20 protein-coding genes are annotated in these 19043 nt (G+C 36.0%); 6 read left to right on the top strand and 14 right to left on the bottom strand.

The window, feature by feature from the left end; all coding sequences use genetic code 11:
• Window positions 1-297: 297 nt before the first annotated feature.
• The 6 genes from IEV57_RS18075 to lpdA all read right to left on the bottom strand — a co-directional run bounded on the left by IEV57_RS18075 (window position 298) and on the right by lpdA (window position 5882).
• Window positions 298-1413: a hypothetical protein gene (locus IEV57_RS18075; protein WP_188444446.1), complete on the bottom strand. Its 1116-nt coding sequence runs from the start codon at window positions 1411-1413 to the stop codon at window positions 298-300.
• A gap of 57 nt (window positions 1414-1470) precedes the next feature.
• Window positions 1471-2583: a DUF4221 family protein gene (locus IEV57_RS18070; RefSeq protein ID WP_188444445.1), complete on the bottom strand. Its 1113-nt coding sequence runs from the start codon at window positions 2581-2583 to the stop codon at window positions 1471-1473.
• Window positions 2583-2816 (bottom strand): hypothetical protein, encoded by a 234-nt coding sequence (locus IEV57_RS18065; RefSeq protein WP_188444444.1) that lies wholly within the window; start codon window positions 2814-2816, stop codon window positions 2583-2585. The genes IEV57_RS18070 and IEV57_RS18065 overlap by 1 nt, the downstream gene beginning before the upstream one ends.
• Before the next feature lie 216 nt (window positions 2817-3032).
• Window positions 3033-3851: an anti-sigma factor gene (locus IEV57_RS18060; protein ID WP_188444443.1), complete on the bottom strand. Its 819-nt coding sequence runs from the start codon at window positions 3849-3851 to the stop codon at window positions 3033-3035.
• Window positions 3851-4384, bottom strand: coding sequence for an RNA polymerase sigma factor (locus IEV57_RS18055; RefSeq protein WP_188444442.1), 534 nt, complete (start codon window positions 4382-4384; stop codon window positions 3851-3853). The genes IEV57_RS18060 and IEV57_RS18055 overlap by 1 nt, the downstream gene beginning before the upstream one ends.
• 97 nt (window positions 4385-4481) lie before the next feature.
• A complete protein-coding gene (gene lpdA / locus IEV57_RS18050) occupies window positions 4482-5882 on the bottom strand; it encodes a dihydrolipoyl dehydrogenase (RefSeq protein WP_188444441.1) in 1401 nt (466 codons plus the stop codon).
• A gap of 394 nt (window positions 5883-6276) precedes the next feature.
• On the opposite strand from lpdA, the gene IEV57_RS18045 reads away from it, so the two are divergent.
• The 5 genes from IEV57_RS18045 to IEV57_RS18025 all read left to right on the top strand — a co-directional run bounded on the left by IEV57_RS18045 (window position 6277) and on the right by IEV57_RS18025 (window position 9236).
• Window positions 6277-6654 (top strand): GxxExxY protein, encoded by a 378-nt coding sequence (locus IEV57_RS18045; protein WP_188444440.1) that lies wholly within the window; start codon window positions 6277-6279, stop codon window positions 6652-6654.
• A 170-nt stretch (window positions 6655-6824) separates the two neighbouring features.
• Window positions 6825-7571: a 3-oxoacyl-[acyl-carrier-protein] reductase gene (gene fabG, locus IEV57_RS18040; RefSeq protein WP_188444439.1), complete on the top strand. Its 747-nt coding sequence runs from the start codon at window positions 6825-6827 to the stop codon at window positions 7569-7571.
• A 136-nt stretch (window positions 7572-7707) separates the two neighbouring features.
• Window positions 7708-8556, top strand: coding sequence for an SPFH domain-containing protein (locus tag IEV57_RS18035; RefSeq protein WP_188444438.1), 849 nt, complete (start codon window positions 7708-7710; stop codon window positions 8554-8556).
• A 3-nt stretch (window positions 8557-8559) separates the two neighbouring features.
• Window positions 8560-9054, top strand: coding sequence for a hypothetical protein (locus IEV57_RS18030; RefSeq protein ID WP_188444437.1), 495 nt, complete (start codon window positions 8560-8562; stop codon window positions 9052-9054).
• A gap of 11 nt (window positions 9055-9065) precedes the next feature.
• Window positions 9066-9236: a type II toxin-antitoxin system antitoxin gene (locus IEV57_RS18025; protein ID WP_188444436.1), complete on the top strand. Its 171-nt coding sequence runs from the start codon at window positions 9066-9068 to the stop codon at window positions 9234-9236.
• Window positions 9237-9269: 33 nt separating this feature from the next.
• Here IEV57_RS18025 and IEV57_RS18020 read toward each other — a convergent pair whose 3' ends face one another.
• The 3 genes from IEV57_RS18020 to IEV57_RS18010 are packed head-to-tail and all read right to left on the bottom strand — an operon-like array spanning window position 9270 to window position 13415.
• Window positions 9270-10757, bottom strand: a complete 1488-nt coding sequence (locus IEV57_RS18020) for a TolC family protein (RefSeq protein ID WP_188444435.1) — start codon at window positions 10755-10757, stop codon at window positions 9270-9272.
• Window positions 10750-12078 (bottom strand): ABC transporter permease, encoded by a 1329-nt coding sequence (locus IEV57_RS18015; protein WP_229744565.1) that lies wholly within the window; start codon window positions 12076-12078, stop codon window positions 10750-10752. Before IEV57_RS18015 ends, IEV57_RS18020 begins: the two co-directional genes overlap by 8 nt.
• Window positions 12075-13415, bottom strand: coding sequence for an efflux RND transporter periplasmic adaptor subunit (locus IEV57_RS18010; RefSeq protein ID WP_188444434.1), 1341 nt, complete (start codon window positions 13413-13415; stop codon window positions 12075-12077). Before IEV57_RS18010 ends, IEV57_RS18015 begins: the two co-directional genes overlap by 4 nt.
• Window positions 13416-13624: 209 nt before the next feature.
• Here IEV57_RS18010 and IEV57_RS18005 point away from each other — a divergent pair, with 209 nt between their 5' ends.
• Complete coding sequence (locus IEV57_RS18005; RefSeq protein ID WP_188444433.1) at window positions 13625-14386, top strand: class I SAM-dependent methyltransferase; 762 nt, start codon at window positions 13625-13627, stop codon at window positions 14384-14386.
• Here the strand turns inward: IEV57_RS18005 and IEV57_RS18000 are convergent.
• From IEV57_RS18000 to IEV57_RS17980, 5 genes are read right to left on the bottom strand one after another with little or no spacing between them, the layout of a single operon-like run.
• Window positions 14383-15354, bottom strand: coding sequence for a glycosyltransferase family 2 protein (locus IEV57_RS18000; RefSeq protein ID WP_188444432.1), 972 nt, complete (start codon window positions 15352-15354; stop codon window positions 14383-14385). The genes IEV57_RS18005 and IEV57_RS18000 overlap by 4 nt on opposite strands.
• Window positions 15354-16316: a glycosyltransferase family 2 protein gene (locus IEV57_RS17995; RefSeq protein WP_188444431.1), complete on the bottom strand. Its 963-nt coding sequence runs from the start codon at window positions 16314-16316 to the stop codon at window positions 15354-15356. Before IEV57_RS17995 ends, IEV57_RS18000 begins: the two co-directional genes overlap by 1 nt.
• An 8-nt stretch (window positions 16317-16324) precedes the next feature.
• Window positions 16325-16846 carry a DUF4199 domain-containing protein gene (locus tag IEV57_RS17990; RefSeq protein WP_188444430.1) on the bottom strand — a complete coding sequence of 174 codons (522 nt, stop codon included), beginning with the start codon at window positions 16844-16846 and terminating at the stop codon, window positions 16325-16327.
• Window positions 16847-16854: 8 nt separating this feature from the next.
• A complete protein-coding gene (locus tag IEV57_RS17985) occupies window positions 16855-17367 on the bottom strand; it encodes a DUF4199 domain-containing protein (RefSeq protein WP_188444429.1) in 513 nt (170 codons plus the stop codon).
• Window positions 17368-18618 carry a dihydroorotase gene (locus tag IEV57_RS17980; protein WP_188444428.1) on the bottom strand — a complete coding sequence of 417 codons (1251 nt, stop codon included), beginning with the start codon at window positions 18616-18618 and terminating at the stop codon, window positions 17368-17370.
• Between the last annotated feature and the right edge of the window lie 425 nt (window positions 18619-19043).

Genomic DNA, 19043 nt, shown 5'->3' with positions numbered 1-19043 from the left:
ATTTTAAGTAATTGAGTTAAAGGATGCATTTGTGTTAAAGGCTGTCCAGCTAAGAATAATCCCTGAAGTCATTAATGAAAATAAAAAACTTTTTCATAAAACTTAAAATTTAGACCCTTGGCAAAACGCAGGTAGTATCATGAAACCCAATCAAATTTTCCCGTGATAAAATTGATTTAAACAATGATAGAAAAAAAACAATAGTTGACAATTTTTTTTTAATAAATCTTATAATATTTACACTTTTTAAGTAGTTCCCATTTTAAAATTTCTCCTCAAACCTAAATAAAAAGAAAACTAAAAAGCCTCAGAAATAGAAACACGATAATAGGAGATCACATCTTCTGAATCAGTATGCTTGGCGAGGTAAATCCCATTAGACAATGTGAAGTACTCTCCGGATAAATCAGGTGCATCTTCGTCCAGTAAGGTAATCAATACCTCTTTAAGATCACTGTCTAGCAACTGCAAAAAAGTTTTTCTCTCGTCTGTCGATAAGTCATAGACTTGGCTTTTGATCACTCTGAATAACAAGTCTTGGCCAGGAACTGCATAGATGGGGCCAAAAGAAACTTCATTATCCCATTCCTTTTTCATTTCGAGGAACTCTTTGACTCCAGCGTTTTCTGGAAGCATAATTTTTTTCTTCTCAGAATCCATCTCTTTAAATTCAAAAGTTCTTGTCTCGTCAATCTCACCAGCACTTTTCATTAAATGAATCTTAGAATCAAAATCAAAGGAAACTATTCCAATATTACTAAATTCTACAAAAAACAAGCTTGGATCACTACTAATAGAATATGCACTACTTGAATATTTAAGCTTTCTTTTTAATAGAATTTCATTAAAAGGGGTTTCTTCAAAATAGATGTCACCCCTAATTAGATGCTCTATATGTTCTAAAAAATACTGATCCGGATTCCTTTGATGTACTGTTACTTTTGAAACAACATCAGAGCATTGAATACAAGCTTTATGCAGAAAACTAAAAGAAGGGTTCTCAGTTCCATTCTCAAATCCTATCTTTCTACTTCCCTCTTCTTGATCAAAGAAATAAAACTTGTCACCAGAAAATAAATACAGTTCTTGATCCCTCAGATAAAACGAACTAAACTTAGGCAAACTGTAGGGTCCTTCTAAATCAAACGACTTCCCCAACTTGTATTGGCGATCATTAAAATTCAGCGTATCAAAACTATTCTCAAACCTATTGAAAAATATTAGCTTGTCTTCTTGCCAAGCAGCCGAATACGGGAAAACAACCTTACTAGAAAATACAGATTTACCTAAATCAAAGTTAATCTCCTCAATATGTAAATTGTACTTATTATCTATACTATTTTCATTTTTAATTTCTGCTGAAGTACAAAAAGAAAGTAAGAATAAAGGAAGATAAAGAAGAAAAGTGTTCATTTGGGTGACAAGTTAAAGATTTTTAGAAACCTTAAATTATGTAAAAATGGTAAGTTTTCACTTTGGCAAGGCCAATACATCAAATACCAATTCATCTTCGGACTTCAATTTCTTCAGACTTGCCAACAGGACGGTATTTCCACGAACCAGATGATATTGATAAAAGTCACTTTCCCTAAAGGACTTGGCGATTGGTTGGAAATTCTTATCCAGAATGAAAACCACGCTTCCATTCGATTTTTTTTCTCCATTTTCCAACAATTCATCCCCTACATTTCCAACCACGAGATAACTTGACGCTTCTGGCATCACTCGAATATTGTAAAAATACCGGAATGAACCATGATAAACCAGTTCCCCCCATTTACCAGACAACTCTTCATACTCCATTTTACTCTTAGGAAAATCTTGCCCAGCAGATGGCCAAAAATCGAGATATTTTTTAGCTTCTGCTCCATCTTTCCAAAAATATAAAGTATCATTTAATGGAAAATGCGTAATAATCTCTCCATTTAGACTTAAAGTATTTGTCAATTCATAATATAAGGGTATGTGATATCCTGGGTCCATTACTGAAGTGTAATTCATGTTTAAAGGTTTGAGCTCCTCTTTATCAAAATCCACCTTGTAATAACTTCCATCTTCCGGATCAAAGGTGCCTCCATTATTGTAAAAATAAACTAACCCATCCCTTACCAAGATCTTTGAAAAATGATCGATATATGGCAAAACTTTAGCATAATCTTTTAGTCGAATTCTTTTTAAAACCTTTCCAAACCTGTTGATCAAAGAAAAAGTACCTTGATCACTAGAGTATAAGATCAACTCATTAGCAGAGCGTGCTTCTAATACATAGTTTAAGGCTCGTACTTTTCCTACCCCATTAGGGCCTTGGACGTCTAGAAGTATCTGACCTAGCATCTCTCCTGTCTCTGGTGAAAATCTCTTGATTGCATTTACCCCTTGAGGGAGAATAAGGATTTCATCATTAAATCGATCATAATGAATCATATTTAGATTGTAAGAGGAAGTTTCATCATCCAATTTCAGCCTTAACTCCTGCTCAAACACCAAGTCATCAATAAATGAAACATCGCCATCGAACTGACCAGTTGATTTACCGCAACTTTGAATGAAACATGAAAAAATTACTAAATATATAAATCGCATTATTCAATAATTAAATCAATCCAACACTGGTTTTCAATTGTCATTTTATCTGGGGTTACACTTTTGGAACATTTAATAACATAAAAATCAGACTCACCAACTCTAACTTTTGAACACCAACCTTGATCTTGTTCTGCTAATTCTCCTTTCCATCCGTCACCACAGGAGTCTTCAGAAAATCCTAAAAAAACAATTGTAAATAATAGAGCAAAACTTATAATTATTCTTTTCATAACTATTAAAATTTAAGACCCATTGCAAAACGCAGGCAGGATCATGAAACCTAATCAAAAAGATACCGGTAAAATTGATTAAAACAATCATAGAAAAAAAAAACAATAGTTGTCAAGATTTTTCTTAGTTTTTAATTTAAAAGCATTCATTTCCAATATTTTACAAATAAAAAAGCCGACGCAAGCGTCGGCTTTTCATGTAAAAATTTAATTACTTTAAGCCACAGGTCCCAAGACTACCAGTTTCTCTAAAGTTGGGCTTTCGCTACCTCCTTTTGGTTCGATGGTAATGGCAAAAGCTCCTGCTGCTGCCACAGCTTGCATTTGTTGCAAGCTGAACTTTTGTTCTGCATTGACTAATCCTATACCCACAGGACCGTCGTCACCGATTGCCCAAAGTTGGTAGTCAGAGTTTTCATCCAATTCATTCAGCGTGTTTACAGAAATAAAGACACTTTCTGCACCTTTATCCCACCATACATCAACTTGCGCATCCTTCTGCATTTCAAAGCCATCTCCTTTCATCGGTACCCTTTCGAAATTACCTGTTAGAAGTGTCTCCAATTGCGCATCCGTTTGCTCGTAGTTGACTTTATATTTATCCAACTCTTCAGCCAAGACTGATCTTTCATTTACCATAGCTGTGAATTTTTCATCCACATCATAATAACAAGTCGCAAAGTAAACCGCAAAAACAGATGCAACTACTGCCACAATAGATGCGGCGGCTGCGTAAGTTTTCCAAGGCTGCATGGCTACCACTTTTGTTTCTTCTTTTGGAGATCCCTGCTTCTTAGAAGTGGTTTTCACTTCCTTGTCCCAAGTATCCAAAACCTTACTTTTCACAGTTTCAGAAGGAGCTTGCCCTACCATGTTGTCAAACGCAAACATGGCCTCTTCAATCTGATCAAGTTCTTGCTTGATTTCAGGATATTGTTTCGCCATTTGCATGACTTCTTCCTGCTCCCGCACACTCAACTCTCCTAATACAAAGAGTTCGAGTTTCCCAGACGATATATATGCTTGTATATCCACTAAATTTTCTCTAAGTTCTTTTTTAACACATTTACAGCTGCTCGAATACGTGATTTTACCGTACCAAGAGGAATGTCATATTCCTCTGAGACTTCAGAATGTGTGTACCCTTTAAAGTAAATACATTCTATCACAAACCTTTGTTCCTCGTTGAGGACGGTCAAGAGCTCTTTGACTCCAATTCCGTCAACTTGTTCCAAAGTTCCCGATGCGCTTTCAAGTCCATATACGAAGTCATCTATCGTATTGGTCTTACTGCTCTTAGAAAATTCTTTTGACCTGGTTTTATCTATCGCGGAGTTGCGACAGATGTTTGCCATCCAGGTATAAAGCCTTCCCTTCGATTCATCATAGCCGTCTATTTTTCTTGTTATCTTGATAAAGGCATCATGGAAAACTTCCTCTGCAATATCTTTATCAATGATAATTCTGGAAATCACGGCAAAGAGTGCTCTCGAATATTTGTCATACAAATACTCCACCGTCTTGCGGTCTTGCGCTCTTAGTCCTGCTATCAACTGTTCTTCTTCCAAAAGTTGCCTTTTAATAATGTTAACTATTCTATAAAAAGAAAGCACAAGACAATTGTTTTCGTCTTGTGCTCATAATATTAAAATTTATTCTTCTAAATTACAAATGTATCACCTCTCCATAGGCTGCAGCAGCAGCTTCCATGATAGCTTCTGACATGGTTGGGTGTGGATGAACTGTCTTTACAAGATCCATTCCTGTAGTCTCTAGCTTTCTTACAGCTACGATTTCGGCGATCATCTCTGTAACATTTGCTCCAATCATGTGAGCTCCGAGAAGTTCTCCATATTTTGCATCAAAGATCAATTTAACAAACCCATCTTTTGCTCCGGCAGCTGACGCTTTTCCAGATGCTGAGAATGGGAATTTACCAACTTTCAATTCATACCCTGCTTCTTTAGCTTGCGCCTCTGTATAGCCAACGGATGAAATTTCAGGAATACAATAAGTACATCCCGGAATGTTGTTGTAATCCAAAGCTTCAGGATGGTGACCTGCGATTTTCTCCACACAAATAATTCCTTCGGCAGATGCTACGTGAGCCAATGCTGGACCTGCTACCACATCGCCGATTGCATAGTAACCTGGCATATTGGTTTTGTAGAATTCGTCAGTTTTGATCTTACCTCTTTCTACCAAAATACCAACATCTTCTAACCCGATGTTTTCAATATTAGAAACAACACCCACAGCAGAAAGGACAACGTCACATTCTATAGTCGATTCAGCTCCTTTTTTATCTTTTACGGTTACTTTGCAACCTTTGCCTTTCGTATCTACAGCAGTCACTTCCGTGCTCGTCATGATTTTGACACCTGCTTTTTTATAGATTTTCTCCAAAGCTTTAGAAACTTCTTCATCTTCGTTAGGGACGATTCTATCCAAAAACTCTACGATAGTCACTTCCACGCCGATAGAATTGTACACATAGGCAAATTCAACCCCAATGGCTCCAGAACCTACAACAACCATTTTGGATGGTTTTGAATCCAAGGTCATTGCTTTTCTGTACCCGATGATTTTCTCATTGTCGATCTTCAAAGCAGGAAGCTCTCTAGCTCTACCTCCTGTGGCAATGATAATATGGTCAGCAGAATAGGTAGTTTTCTTACCATCCTTGTCCTCAACATCCACTTTCTTACCTGGCTGAACTTTTCCCCAACCTAAAAGTTGATCGATTTTATTCTTTTTGAGCAAAAATTGTATGCCTTTGGACATTCCACCGGCTACATCGCGGCTTCTTTTGATCATGGCATTGAAATCCACCTCAGCTTCTTTCACTTTGATTCCATAATCTTCCGCATGATTTATATATTCAAATACCTGTGCACTTTTAATCAATGCTTTGGTAGGAATACAACCCCAGTTTAAGCAAATCCCACCTAATTCGGCAGCTTCTACTACTGCGGTTTTGAGACCCAATTGAGCCGCGCGAATCGCTGCAACATACCCCCCAGGACCAGTACCCACTACAATCACATCATATTTCGTTGAAGACATATTTTTAAGGTTTAATTTTCAAATAAGCTATGCAAAAATAAGCTTTTTAAGGAGAGAAAAAAATAAGGTCTCGGTAATGTTTTTGCACGCAGAGACGCAGAGAAATTGAAGTTTGTAGGGATAATTTTAAGATTGAAAAGATTTTTTTCAAATTAATGTCTGTAGTGATTTGAACTCAGTATAAGGGTTTATGTATGAAGTTGGTGCACGCAGAGACTCAGAGAAGTTGATTTATTTAAGTTTGAATATATGATTAAACAGATTTTTTAAGTCTTTTGGTAAATTAATGCTCACAAAGACGCTGAGCAATTGAAGTTTGTAGGGATAATTTTTAAGACTGGGTGAATTTAGTTAAATTCATGATCGGAATATTTTTTAATCAAAATATGTTTATATGCATGAAAATGAAATTTCAAAAATAGTATTGGACTCTTGTTATTTAATTCATTCAAACTTAGGACCTGGTTTATTTGAAAGTGTTTATGAAAATATTTTGTCTTTTGAGCTCAAAAATAAAGGTTTGAAAATAGAAAGACAGATTCCTATTGAAGTTAGATGGCGAGGACTTTTATTTGAGAATGCCTTTAGAGCTGATTTGATTGTTGAGGACAAAGTTTTAATTGAATTGAAATCTGTAGAGACACTTTCAAAAGTTCATTATAAACAAGTAATGACATATTTAAAATTGACAGACCTCAAACTTGGACTATTGATTAATTTCAATGAAAATTTAATAAGAGACGGTATTAAAAGAATAGTAAACGGACTGTAGCCATTTCTATCCTACAAATCAAAAGCATAATTGCAGTCTTTGCGTCTCAGCGTGCTTAAATCTTTCTGCGTTTCTTTGCACCTTAGCAAACTTTGCGAGAACACATTCTCCCTTGACTTTAATTTTTTTTCTTAATTTTAAACTTTGATTTTCACTATAAAAATTAAACCATGGGATTACTAAGCGGAAAAACAGCTCTGATAACGGGAGCATCAAAAGGTATAGGAAGAGCCATTGCCATCAGATATGCACAAGAAGGTGCCAATATCGCCTTCACTTATTTGTCAAGTGTTGAAAAAGGACAAGCTTTGGAAAATGAATTAGCGGCATTTGGTATCAAAGCCAAAGGCTATAAATCTGACGCTTCCAACTTTGCTGCTGCTGATGAATTGGTGAATGCTGTAGTTTCTGAGTTTGGTGGCTTAGACATTTTGATCAATAACGCTGGAATCACCAGAGACAATCTTTTGATGAGAATGACAGAAGATGCTTGGGACGAAGTCATCAATGTCAACCTCAAATCTTGTTTCAACACTGTCAAAGCTGCTACGAGAACCATGATGAAAGCCAAAGCAGGCTCTATCATTAACATCACTTCTGTAGTCGGAATCAAAGGAAATGCTGGCCAGGCAAACTATGCTGCTTCCAAATCCGGAATTGTAGGTTTCACGAAATCAGTTGCTTTGGAATTAGGTTCTAGAAATATCAGATGTAATGCTGTAGCACCAGGTTTCATTGAAACTGAGATGACTGCAGTTCTTGACGAAAAGACTGTTCAGGGTTGGAGAGATGCTATTCCTATGCGACGTGGTGGCCAACCTGAAGAAGTGGCAAATGCCTGTGTATTCTTAGGTTCCGATATGAGTTCATATATCTCAGGTCAAGTGCTGCAAGTAGATGGAGCGATGTTGACTTAATTGTACCAAGTACTAGTTATGAAGTACAAAGAGCCCCATCAAGAAATTCTTGATGGGGTATTTTTTTTAACAAAACGTAACCTCAGTCAAACTTTTATAGTATATTACATTGATATCAAATTAATATCATATCAATATGGAAAAAATCGTAAAACCTTTCTCTGGCTATTTGATGGTTTTGGTGGCGATAGCCCTGATACCAGTAGCAGCATTCTCTATCGCAACTGGATTAAAAGTCCTTGCTCTTCTCTCAATTATAGGATTTATATTAATCCTTCCTGGCTTTTTTACACTTCAGCCAAACAAGGCGATGGTTCTGATTTTATTCGGAGCATACAAAGGCACTGTTAAAGCCAATGGCTTTTTTTGGGTAAACCCATTTATGACCAAAAACAAAATTTCCCTTCGGGTAAGAAATTTTGAAAACAAGCCGCTTAAAGTCAATGACAAAATAGGTAATCCTGTTATGGTGGGAACCATTGTCGTTTGGCAAGTAGAAGATACTTTCAAGGCTACTTTTGAAGTAGAGGATTATGAAAACTTTATTCATCTTCAGTCTGATGCAGCCGTACGAAAAATGGCAGGAAAATATCCTTATGATGATTTTGAAGCTGAGGATGCGGAAATCACGCTACGCTCTGGTGTAGAAGATGTCAATCATTCTCTAGAAGCTGAGATTTCAGAGCGCTTGCATCATGCAGGTATCAAAGTCATCGAAGCAAGAATTTCTCATTTGGCTTATGCTTCTGAAATTGCTTCTGCTATGTTGCAAAGACAACAAGCAACAGCCATCGTAGCTGCGAGAAGAAAAATTGTAGATGGGGCAGTTGGAATGGTTGAAATGGCACTGGAGGACTTAAAGCTGAAGGGTATCGTAGACTTTGAAGAGGAGAAAAAAGCAGCTATGGTCAGCAACTTGATGGTGGTCTTGTGTTCTGATAGAGCTGCAAGCCCTGTATTGAATGTTGGAACTTTGAATCAATAGAAGATGGTCCTTAACGAAAGGCAAGATTTTCGTGGAAGCATAGTTATGTGGGCAATCATTTTGATTGAATTGCCCACACTAATCTTACTCACAGTTTTATATTTCATTGGGAATCTCGGTGAAGATGGATGGAAAATGCTTTTGATAATAGGAGCAATAATGCTAAGCGCATTTCTGCTGATCATCAACATTAGACTTGAACTGAGGGTGGATGAATATGGCATTGCATTTAGAAATCCTCCAATCTTTAATAATTGGACTAAGTTTAAAAAAGAAGATTTACAAAATGTATATATTAAAAAATCAGATGGTCTTCTTGAGTATGGCGGAATTGGAGTTAGATTTTCAAGAAAAATCAAAGCTTACATTTATTTCTCAGATCATATCTTTATAGTGGAAACAAAAAATAAAAAGTATGTTTTCAGTACACATAAACATATGGAAATAGAAAAGATTATAGCATCGTGGAAGTCGGAAGAAGAGGTCTTATCTATTTAATGAATAAAAGAATGTCAGCTAAAAAACCCTTCGCTCTAAGAATTGATGAAAAACTGATGAAGGCCGTTGAAAAATGGGCTGCTGATGAGTTTCGCAGTACCAATGGGCAGATTGAATGGATCATTTATGAAGCTTTGAAAAAAGCAAAAAGATTACAAAAGCAAAAAGACCAAGATTCTTAGAGTCTTGGTCTTTTAATATTTTTCTATTGTTAATTAATCTATTTCTTCAGGAAGATAAAGCAACTTCTTATTTTCAAAATCATAGAGCGTCAACTCACGCATTTCATAATAAGCAGTCCAGTAATCTCTCAAGGATTGGATATAAGCTCGTCTGTTACTGTCTTTTTCCTGCTGTGCAATATTCAAATCGGTAATAGTCACATTCCCATTTTGATATCTCTGAAGAGATATTTCATATCTCTTGTCGGCTACTTCATCAGAAAGTTTTGTGATTTCCATTCTGTCTTTCAGCATTTGGAAATTTTTCACTTTTGTAAAAATCTCTTGCTCAAAGTTTATCATATCCTGCTCCACAGTATAATCAATCAATTTTTTAGACGCTTGAGCTTGACCCATCCTCGCCTTGTTTCTTCCCCAATCAAGAATCGGGACTGAAAAATTAAGGTTGACCAAAGCTTGGGTATTAGGGTTTGAATAAATATCTCCCCACATTAATGCCGCATTGTTGTAACCATAACTAGCACCAAAGTTCATTTCGAATCTTTGTCCTCTTGCTCGAGCAACACTTTCTTCCCCTTCCAATCTTCTTCTTTCAAACCCCAATGCCTCAGAACGATTTTGAAATGCCCTGTCAATAGCCTCTGCTACTGGAACGTCAAAGGTAGGTATCTCCGCTGGTGCCACTAAAACTAAATCGGTTGTCTCATTTAGCCCTACATAAGACTTTAATCTTAAAGATCGCTCTTGCATATCCAGACTTGCTTGCGCAAGTTGCTGCTGTGCTTGTAAAACTTGAAGTCGTACCTGAAGCAATTTATCTTCGTAGGTCGTACCTATATTGTATCTCCCTTGTTCGATTTTGTAAATATCTTCTGTATTCTTCAAGTTTTTCGTCGCAATTTCCAGATTAACTTGAGCATCCAAGTAATCAAAGAATAATGAAGAAACAATTCTACTTATTCCTTCCATTTCTTCAACAAACTCCCTTTTACTTTCTTCAAATAAAAGCGGTTCGATTTTTTTATCCCATTTAAATGGATTAAAAGCGAAAATTGGTTGATCAAGTCTAATATTAACCGGGACTCCACTCCATCGCGTTTGTGGCGTATTGCCTGTGGCTAGGAAATTATCAAATCGATTTGTAGAGGTATTAACTGATAATCTACCACCTGTCGGCGAAATTACTTGCTGCAAACCCAAATTCACATCCATAAAATTTTGCCTTACTTCTCTAAATTCAATCGTCCCATCAGGTTGTGTTACATTATTGAAAGATTGAGAATAGCTAGGTATTGTCCCTCCAAGTCTCAATTGAGGATTATAATTGGACCTGAAAAAACTATATTGCCAAAACCTATTTTCTTTTTGAGTTTCTGCTCTTAAAGCTGCTGGAGATTGATTTTTAGCTCTATTTACTATTTCCTCAAGAGTATATTCTAATTGTTGTTGAGAAAAAGCTGAATAATTTGTAGAGAGGTAAATTCCTAATATTAGGATGCAAAGTGTTAATTTTCTATTCATATCTTAAAGAAGTTATTGGATCTTGACTTGCTGCTTTTTGGGCAGGTGCAATTCCAAAAATTAAACCGACTGTAGCCGCTACTCCGAAGGAAAGGAGTATAGATGGAAATGAAACAACCGTAGGGAAATCACCAAACACAGATACTGCATAAGCGAGCAATACCCCTAAGATTACACCAATAATACCACCTGAAACACTAATCATAATCGATTCAAATAGGAATTGATTGACAATATCGGATTTTTTTGCACCTAACGAAAGCCTTAGGCCAATTTCTTTTATTCTTTCCATCACAGAAGCTAACATGATGTTCATAATTCCTATTCCGCCCACTAACAGAGAGATGCCAGCAATCGCACCTAAAACTATATTAAATATATTTTGGGTTCGCTGTTGCTGCTTCAAAAGAAGCTCAGGAATGGTGATTTCAAAGTCCACAACACCATTGTGACTTCGAGACAAAAGCTTTGAAATTACTTCAGCAGTTGGGTTCAATGATTCACTTTCAGCAACTTGCACGACAAGCTTATCAATTTGATGATAATTTGGATTTTGTTGTCCAGTGCTTTCATCCTCCAAATCATAACCTGTTACAAGATCTCTATTTTTAAACCTGACCAACATACTTTGGATGGGAATGTACACATCCATATTAAAATCTCTAATCCCAAGTTTGGATATACTTTGCTCAGATACATAGCGCTCTTCCATGATGCCAATGATTTCTAGCCATTGATTTCCACTCTTGATTTTTCGCCCAATTGGGTTTTCTTTTGGGAAAAATTTTCTTTGTACTGCTCTCCCGATAATACACACAGGATCACCTTTGATTTCATTTGCTTCGCTAAAAAGTCTTCCTTCATCTAATTTAAAATCTAGGACATCGAAGTAGGCTGGAGTAATTCCAACCAATTTGGCTGATCTTCTGACTCCGCCATAGACTATATTGGTTTCCAAAACTATCTCGGGACTAATTTTAGCTATTCCAGGGATATTCTTCTCAATTGATTTAATATCAATTAGCCTCAGTCCGGGAGAGAACTTTTTTCTTTCTTTCCCTAAATCTGCCTCTTCACCTAGATTTTCCTCAAACTGTTCTGAAATTGGTTCTATGACAATATTATTTACCCCTACTAATTTGATTTGTTCAAGGATTTCTTGCTGAGCGCCATTCCCTATTGCCATCATGGCAATTACAGCTGCCACGCCAAAAATTATCCCTAATGCAGTCAAAAATGACCTCAATCTGTTCGCTATTACTGCTTCTAAAGCAATAGAGAAATTCGCTAGTAATCTCTCATTTATTATAGGTTTTTTCACTGATCCCTCCTTCTTCTAGTTTGATTTGGAGCTTTTTTTTCTTCTCCTTCATCAATACCTGCAGCTTCATTGTAGATTTCCGTTCGCTTACCATCAAGCTCAGCGAGTAATTTCACTGGAGCATCTTTTGCAAATTCTGGAGTAGATAAGAAAACCCTATCTCCTTCACTCAAACCGCTTTCAATGATGATATCATTCAAATTAGCTGTACCCAAAAGAACTTCTTGTTTAACACCATTTTTAAGGAAGACATAATTGATGCTATCATTATGGACGTTTATCGCTTCTAATGGTACATGCATTACGTTTTCGATTTTGTTGACAATGATGGTATTGCTGGTAGTCATAGCAGGCCTCAGTGTAGGGTCGCTCTCGTTTACCTCAATCATTACTTCAAAAACTTTGGCATCAGAATTAGGTCTTTGCTGACCAATATTAGCTACTCTTGTCACAGTTCCGGTTAGTCTTTTGTCTGGAAATGCATCAAGTCCAATTTCCACAATTTGACCTATTTTAATTTTCCTTATATCTACTTCATTTATATAAGTGACACTCCTCATCCTTGAAAGATCTGGTAAAGTAGCTACCACTGGATTCCAAGCACTAATCTGTGACCCTTCTTTGACTTTACCACCCCTTCCAGATTGATAGATGACCATTCCATTCTGTGGAGCTCTCACAGAGAACTTTTCCAAGACATCTTGCATTTGTGAAAGCTCATTTTCATACTCTCTGACTCTTGCACCTACTTCAATCATCCTAGCCTTTTCTTGTAGAATTTTTACTTTATATCGATCCTGCGCTTGTTCAAGATCTCTAATTGCCTTTTCTACATTATACTCGTTTTGCTTGATGATCGCAGGTGGCTCAAATTGTGACTGCTCTAAAACTAGCTTTCGTTCTTGAACAATATATTCCAAATTGATCATATTGTCGCGCTCCTGACGAAGAACCAATGATGTATCTAACTGAATTTGCTCATACTGAGCTTTACTTTGTTCTAAGTCTAAACGGCGATCTTCTATCCTCCCAAAAAGCTCCGACTTATCCAATTCAGCAATCAAATCACCTTTGCTGACCAAAGTCCCTTCATCTACCATGCTTTCAATGGTGATATTATTTACTCTAAACCTCCTAGCCTCAAGAGGACCTAGGACTTCTACTGAATTTAAAGCCTCTAGTTCTCCTGAACTAGTAATTTCAACCCTGAAATCACTTTTTCTTACATCTGCCAGGATATCAAAACCCTCCTTAGAAGACCCTGAGAAGAATTTCCAAATCACAATCATCAGCAGTAAAGTCACTGCCAATCCTATATATATCTTTTTATTTTTCATTGCTAATTATGGTATTTTTGATATACAAAGTTAGACTTTTGGATTTTCAAAATTTGCCCAATGACCATTTAATAGCACCACTAACATAAAAGTCCACACTACTCCTAAAGATTACTGAATCTTAGATATCTTTGAAGCCACAATGCTTAAATTGCAAGAGATTGAACAAAAATTGAAATAATTTAAAAATATAATTGCCTTAATATTTCATGAAATCCATTATCAGCTTTGTAATCCGATACATCCCAAGAAAGTATCTCCAATTGGTTTCCCATTTTTTTTTACGCGTCCTCGCTATCTTTTACAAAGGTCATGATGTGATGTGTAATGTATGTGATCATCAATTTCGTAAATTTCTCCCCTATGGGCGAAAGGCAAGAGAAAATGCCCTCTGCCCAAATTGTCTTGCGCTAGAGCGACATCGATTGATGTGGCTTTTCTTGCAAGAAAAGACTAATTTCTTCAATGGTAAATTAAAAGTGCTCCATATCGCTCCTGAACTTTGCTTTATTGATAGAATGGATTCTCTACCGAATTTGGAATACATCACAGGAGATATCGAATCTCCACTAGCAAAAGTCAAAATGGATGTGCATCAAATTCCTTTTGAGGACAATTCATTCGACGTAGTTTTCTGTAACCATGTCATGGAACATGTAGATGATGATATATTGGCCTGTAAAGAAATCAATCGCGTCCTGAAAAATGATGGCTGGGGAATCATTCAATCCCCTGTCTATGACTTAGAAAATACGATTGAAGACAAATCTATAACTGATCCAGCCGAACGAGAGAGGATGTTTGGACAAAGAGATCATGTTCGAAAATATGGAAATGATTATGCTAAAAGACTTAGTAAATCAGGATTGAATGTCAAAGAAGACCGTTTTGTAAAAACTTTGGAGGAAACTAAAATTCAAAAACACGCACTTCCAGTAAATGAAATCATCTTTTACTGTACTAAAGGCTAACCTTTGAAGATTTTTTTGATGCCTTCCATCATCAATCCCAATCCATAAGCACTTAGCTGACCAAATGAAGTGATGATCGATAGAAAACCAATCAAAACTGATTTATTTTGGAAAGTAGCATGAAGAAAAACAGCAATTTTCCAACTTGCAAAAATCAATATCCCTAAAAGCAAAAAGAGATTGGTGATTGGAAAAACTAAAATGCTAAACAATAACATAAGCCAATAAAGCAAAAATGCTAAGGGCATAAAATGGACAATCTTCAAGGCTCCTGAATGATACCTACTCACATTGATCCTATTTTGCCCAAAGGAAAATCCCTGCTTGAAAAAACTCCATATTGTATTTTTTCGATTATGATATACATAAGCTTCTTCAACCAACTCAAGTTTAAAACCCATCTTTTTAAGCCGAATACTCAATTCTATATCTTCTCCTTTATTTGGATCAACGAAACCTTGAGATTTTAAAAACGCAACTTTTGAAAGCCCCATGTTGTAGCCACGAGCTTGATATTTACTTTTATCTTTCAGTTTTCCGCGAATTCCTCCTGTGGTAAGAATAGAGGTCATGCTATAATTCATAGCTTTTTGTAAAATTGAAAAATTACTATCAGCTGTATCAGGACCTCCATAAGCATCAAGATTTCTCTTCTGAATTGCATTAAAGAGGCTGGAAAGAAAGCTTTGAGGAATTATACAATCCGAATCAAAAAGCACAAAAAACTCGCCTTTCGCTTTTCGCATCCCAAAATTCCTAGCAAAACCTTGTCCAGCATTAGGAATGTAGAAATATTGAATTTCCAATCTACTCTTGAATTCATCTACCACACCTTTACAAATAATTTCAGAACCATCTTCAACAATTACCACTTCGAAATTATTGTAATCCTGCTGGGAAAGACTTTGAAGAAGATCTTTAATCTCACTAGGTCTGTTAAAAACAGGTATGATAACTGAAAAGTACATCAGTCTTCTAAATTGATTTGCTCACTGATGTTATAATCAGCTTTTCGTGAACTATTTGAAGTCATCATTTCAGCCATAAATCCAGTCAAAAAAAGCTGTACTCCAACAATCAAAGCGACCAATGCCAAGAAAAACAAAGGCTGTTCAGTGATCTCTCTGACCTTTACACCTTGATATAGACCATATACTTTTTGGAAAATTAGCCATAAAGTGATTAGAAATCCCGAAGAAAAGGAAATCGTACCAAGCAGTCCAAAGAAATGCATCGGTTTCTTTTTGTAACGATTCACAAAAGAAACAGAAATCAAATCTAAAAAGCCATTCAAGAATCTCTCAATTCCAAATTTTGTCTCACCGTATTTCCTAGGTCTATGCTCAACTACTTTTTCACCAATTTTGGCAAACCCATTCCACTTTGCAATCAAGGGAATATACCTATGCATTTCTCCGTAGATGTGGATATTCTTTATAACTTTTTGTTTGTAGGCTTTCAATCCACAATTGAAATCATGCAACTTAATGCCAGATATCCATCGGGTAACTCCATTGAAAAATTTAGATGGGATAGTTTTAGAAATGGGATCGTAGCGTTTTTTCTTCCAGCCAGATACCACATCAAAATTCCCCTTTGTAATCATTTCATATAAGCCGGGGATTTCGTCTGGACTATCTTGCAAATCTGCATCCATGGTAATCACCACTTCTCCACTAGATCTACTAAAACCCATATCCAAAGCCGCGGATTTTCCATAATTTCGAGTGAAATTGACGGCCTTAACATTTTTGTCGACTAAAGATAATTCAGAAATTACTTTCCATGAATCGTCAGTACTCCCATCATTTACATATAGGATTTCATAAGAAAAGCCGTGGTCAATCATGACCCGGCTAATCCAATTATTCAATTCTGGTAAAGAATCCTGTTCATTAAAAACAGGCACTATCACGGAAATCTGAATCATTTTATTTTTTAGTAATCTTCTGTTCTTTTGTTAACCGCTACTGCAATTAGGCCAAGAATCAAAAAGCCAAATATGGCGCCAATTAAAGAAGCTATCCCCATAAACTCTGCTGTCTGGAAAAACTTCATAAATTCAGGTACAGCATCTGGGTCATAAGATGCTCCCATATTTTCTTGTGCTTGTATTTGAGCTTCCAGAACTCGATCCATAAATGTAGAATCAATGAATTTGATGTAAACATAAAATCCAAATGCTCTGATTGCACCACCTAATAGACCTACCAAAGCTACAATTTTGAAGCCCTGACCAAATGACAACATCCCATCATTTGATTCTCGGTATTCCTTTGTTGCTAGAAAATAAATCGCAAATGCTACCCCGATATTTACTAAGCTCGAAATAATAGATCCAGCCATGCCCATTGCTTGAATATCAAAAATAGCAGACAACAATGCGACGATCAATCCAATAAGACCGTAAATAAGACCCCATTTTTTAACAGAGTCTCCTAAAGTAAGTTTTTCTTCCATATTTGTGGTTATTTAAAATTTCGTCTTAAAATTATAGAAATAATTATTGTAAAAAACAGTCCAGGGATAATTTTCCAAATAAAATCATTTGTAGCGATGTCAAGAGCTGTCATTTCTAAAAGACTTTGGTATGTTACATCATAAGATTCAACACCCATTTGTTCTACGATCAAATCCTTGTTTTCGGTAAGTATTTCAATCTTTTTGGTTTTAATCTCTTCATAAAGTGAGGAAGAAAATATCAGGATAACCCAAATCCCAAGTCCAGATACCAATCCGGTGATGGAATAAATCAAAAACCCAATAGACATCCCCTCAGAGAAACTTAATAACCCTTGATTGACTTGATTTCTATAAAATCTAATTCCTATAAATAAGAAAAAAGGAATCAAAAAATATCCGAAAAGCATACTCAGTTTGGTAGGGTCCATTCCAATGAGCTTGAATACTACAAATGCTGCTATACAAAAAGCACCACCAATTAATCCAAATTTGTATGATGAAAGAAGCTTTTTGTTCATTTAAATTCGTTTGAATTGTGAGCCATTAAAAGAATATTTTACTTTCCCCATGAGTTCTTTACCAAACCAAGGAGTATTTTTTGATAGGGACATATTACTTTTTTGATCAAAAAACCATTTTTCACTAGGATCAAAAATTGTCAAATTATTGATTTTTGAATTTTCAAGTTTTAAAACATGAGCAGGCCCTTGCGTGATTTTTTGAATCAATAAAGGCCAAGTCAATTCCTCAGCTAATAAAACCATAGCTGGAAGGAAACTTTGAATTCCAATCATTCCAAATGAAGCCAAGTCAAACTCCATATGCTTGGAGTCAAAATCCTGCGGTTGATGATTGGAGACAATTGCATCAATTGTACCATCCATTAAGCCTTCTATTAACACTTTTCGATCTGCAGTACTTCTGAAAGGAGGAATTACTTTGAGGTTTGCATCAAAACTATTAAGATCAGCATCTGAGAAAATCAGTTGATAAATTGATACATCCGCAGTGATATCTAGACCATCCTTTTTGGCTTGCCTAATAAGATCAACAGATTTGGCAGAACTTATTGTTTGTAGATGCATTCTACCACCAGTATATTTTAAAATTTCAATATTTCGTTGAATAGCAATTTCTTCTGAAAGATTAGGAATACCTTTCATCCCTACTCGAGTAGATACATCTCCTTCGTGCATTTGACCAAATAGAGCTAGCAAAGGATCATAAGAATGATCAAACAATATTCCATCAAACTTTTGGAGATATTGCAAGATTTTCATCAGTCTATCTGGATTTGACAAAGGACTAACTCCATCTCCAAATACAAATACACCTTCATTATTGATATCTAGAATCTCAGTAAAATCTTCTCCTTTGTTATCTCTTGTAGCAGCTGCTTGGATGATCAATTCAGTAAAAAGTTTTGATGCCTTTGCTTTCACATATTGAATCTCATTTTTAGACTGAAGCGCAGGTATGGTATTAGGCATAACCACTGCTTTGGTAAATCCGCTTGAAGCTAGGACGTCTCCAAGACTTTGTATCGTCTCCTTATATTCTAATCCAGGCTCACCCATCATACACCTTAAATCAATCCACCCAGCAGACCCTAATAATCCTGTGCAATCGATCTCTTCTGTATTATCACCGCTATCCAAACCACTACTGTTGTGAGCAAGAATAACCTCCCCATCCTTTATAAGATAATCTTGTGCAGGATGTATTTTTTCAGCGTTTATTAATTGGAGGGATTTCAATAAAATTGCCATGAAGAAAATTGTTTGTGCAAAACTGCAATAATATTCCTTAAAAATGAAATTGAGAATTAATGAATTGCTCGCTAATCTAATTTTATTGTAGCACTTTTTTGATAAAAAGAATTGAATTGGAATAAAGGAAAAGGATTTAAAGTTGGCTTAAAAAGAGTCTAGTTGTTGGAAAGTTGGAAAATTGTAAAGTTTAAAGGTTAAGCGTTAATTAAGTGATTGAGTGATTAGGTTAAAAAGTTTAAAAGGTTTTAAGAGTAAAAGCATCATTCGCAGAGAAGCCAAGTCTTGTATCTTGTATCTTTTGTCTCACATCTCTTGTCCCAAGTCTTTTATCTATTATTTTCAAAGGTATTAAACGCAAAAAGACCCTTTGGCTTGAACCAAAGGGTCTGAATAATGTGGCGGCGACCTACTCTCCCGGGTGT

The organism is Belliella aquatica (assembly GCF_014637795.1).
GTDB lineage: Bacteria > Bacteroidota > Bacteroidia > Cytophagales > Cyclobacteriaceae > Belliella > Belliella aquatica.
The sequence above is the reverse complement of the archived record's forward strand: the minus strand, read 5'-3'. Positions and strand labels throughout refer to the sequence as shown.

Excerpts from the sequence above, each read along its gene's own strand:
- IEV57_RS17980 (WP_188444428.1), bottom strand. The coding sequence starts at position 18,618 with ATGGCAATTTTATTGAAATCCCTCCAATTAATAAACGCTGAAAAAATA.
- IEV57_RS18020 (WP_188444435.1), bottom strand. The coding sequence starts at position 10,757 with ATGAATAGAAAATTAACACTTTGCATCCTAATATTAGGAATTTACCTC.
- lpdA (WP_188444441.1), bottom strand. The coding sequence starts at position 5,882 with ATGTCTTCAACGAAATATGATGTGATTGTAGTGGGTACTGGTCCTGGG.
- IEV57_RS17985 (WP_188444429.1), bottom strand. The coding sequence starts at position 17,367 with ATGAACAAAAAGCTTCTTTCATCATACAAATTTGGATTAATTGGTGGT.
- IEV57_RS18035 (WP_188444438.1), top strand. The coding sequence starts at position 7,708 with ATGGAAAAAATCGTAAAACCTTTCTCTGGCTATTTGATGGTTTTGGTG.
- fabG (WP_188444439.1), top strand. The coding sequence starts at position 6,825 with ATGGGATTACTAAGCGGAAAAACAGCTCTGATAACGGGAGCATCAAAA.
- IEV57_RS18010 (WP_188444434.1), bottom strand. The coding sequence starts at position 13,415 with ATGAAAAATAAAAAGATATATATAGGATTGGCAGTGACTTTACTGCTG.
- IEV57_RS18005 (WP_188444433.1), top strand. The coding sequence starts at position 13,625 with ATGAAATCCATTATCAGCTTTGTAATCCGATACATCCCAAGAAAGTAT.
- IEV57_RS18045 (WP_188444440.1), top strand. The coding sequence starts at position 6,277 with ATGCATGAAAATGAAATTTCAAAAATAGTATTGGACTCTTGTTATTTA.
- IEV57_RS18000 (WP_188444432.1), bottom strand. The coding sequence starts at position 15,354 with ATGTACTTTTCAGTTATCATACCTGTTTTTAACAGACCTAGTGAGATT.
- IEV57_RS18025 (WP_188444436.1), top strand. The coding sequence starts at position 9,066 with ATGTCAGCTAAAAAACCCTTCGCTCTAAGAATTGATGAAAAACTGATG.
- IEV57_RS18070 (WP_188444445.1), bottom strand. The coding sequence starts at position 2,583 with ATGCGATTTATATATTTAGTAATTTTTTCATGTTTCATTCAAAGTTGC.
- IEV57_RS17990 (WP_188444430.1), bottom strand. The coding sequence starts at position 16,846 with ATGGAAGAAAAACTTACTTTAGGAGACTCTGTTAAAAAATGGGGTCTT.
- IEV57_RS18065 (WP_188444444.1), bottom strand. The coding sequence starts at position 2,816 with ATGAAAAGAATAATTATAAGTTTTGCTCTATTATTTACAATTGTTTTT.
- IEV57_RS18030 (WP_188444437.1), top strand. The coding sequence starts at position 8,560 with ATGGTCCTTAACGAAAGGCAAGATTTTCGTGGAAGCATAGTTATGTGG.
- IEV57_RS17995 (WP_188444431.1), bottom strand. The coding sequence starts at position 16,316 with ATGATTCAGATTTCCGTGATAGTGCCTGTTTTTAATGAACAGGATTCT.
- IEV57_RS18075 (WP_188444446.1), bottom strand. The coding sequence starts at position 1,413 with ATGAACACTTTTCTTCTTTATCTTCCTTTATTCTTACTTTCTTTTTGT.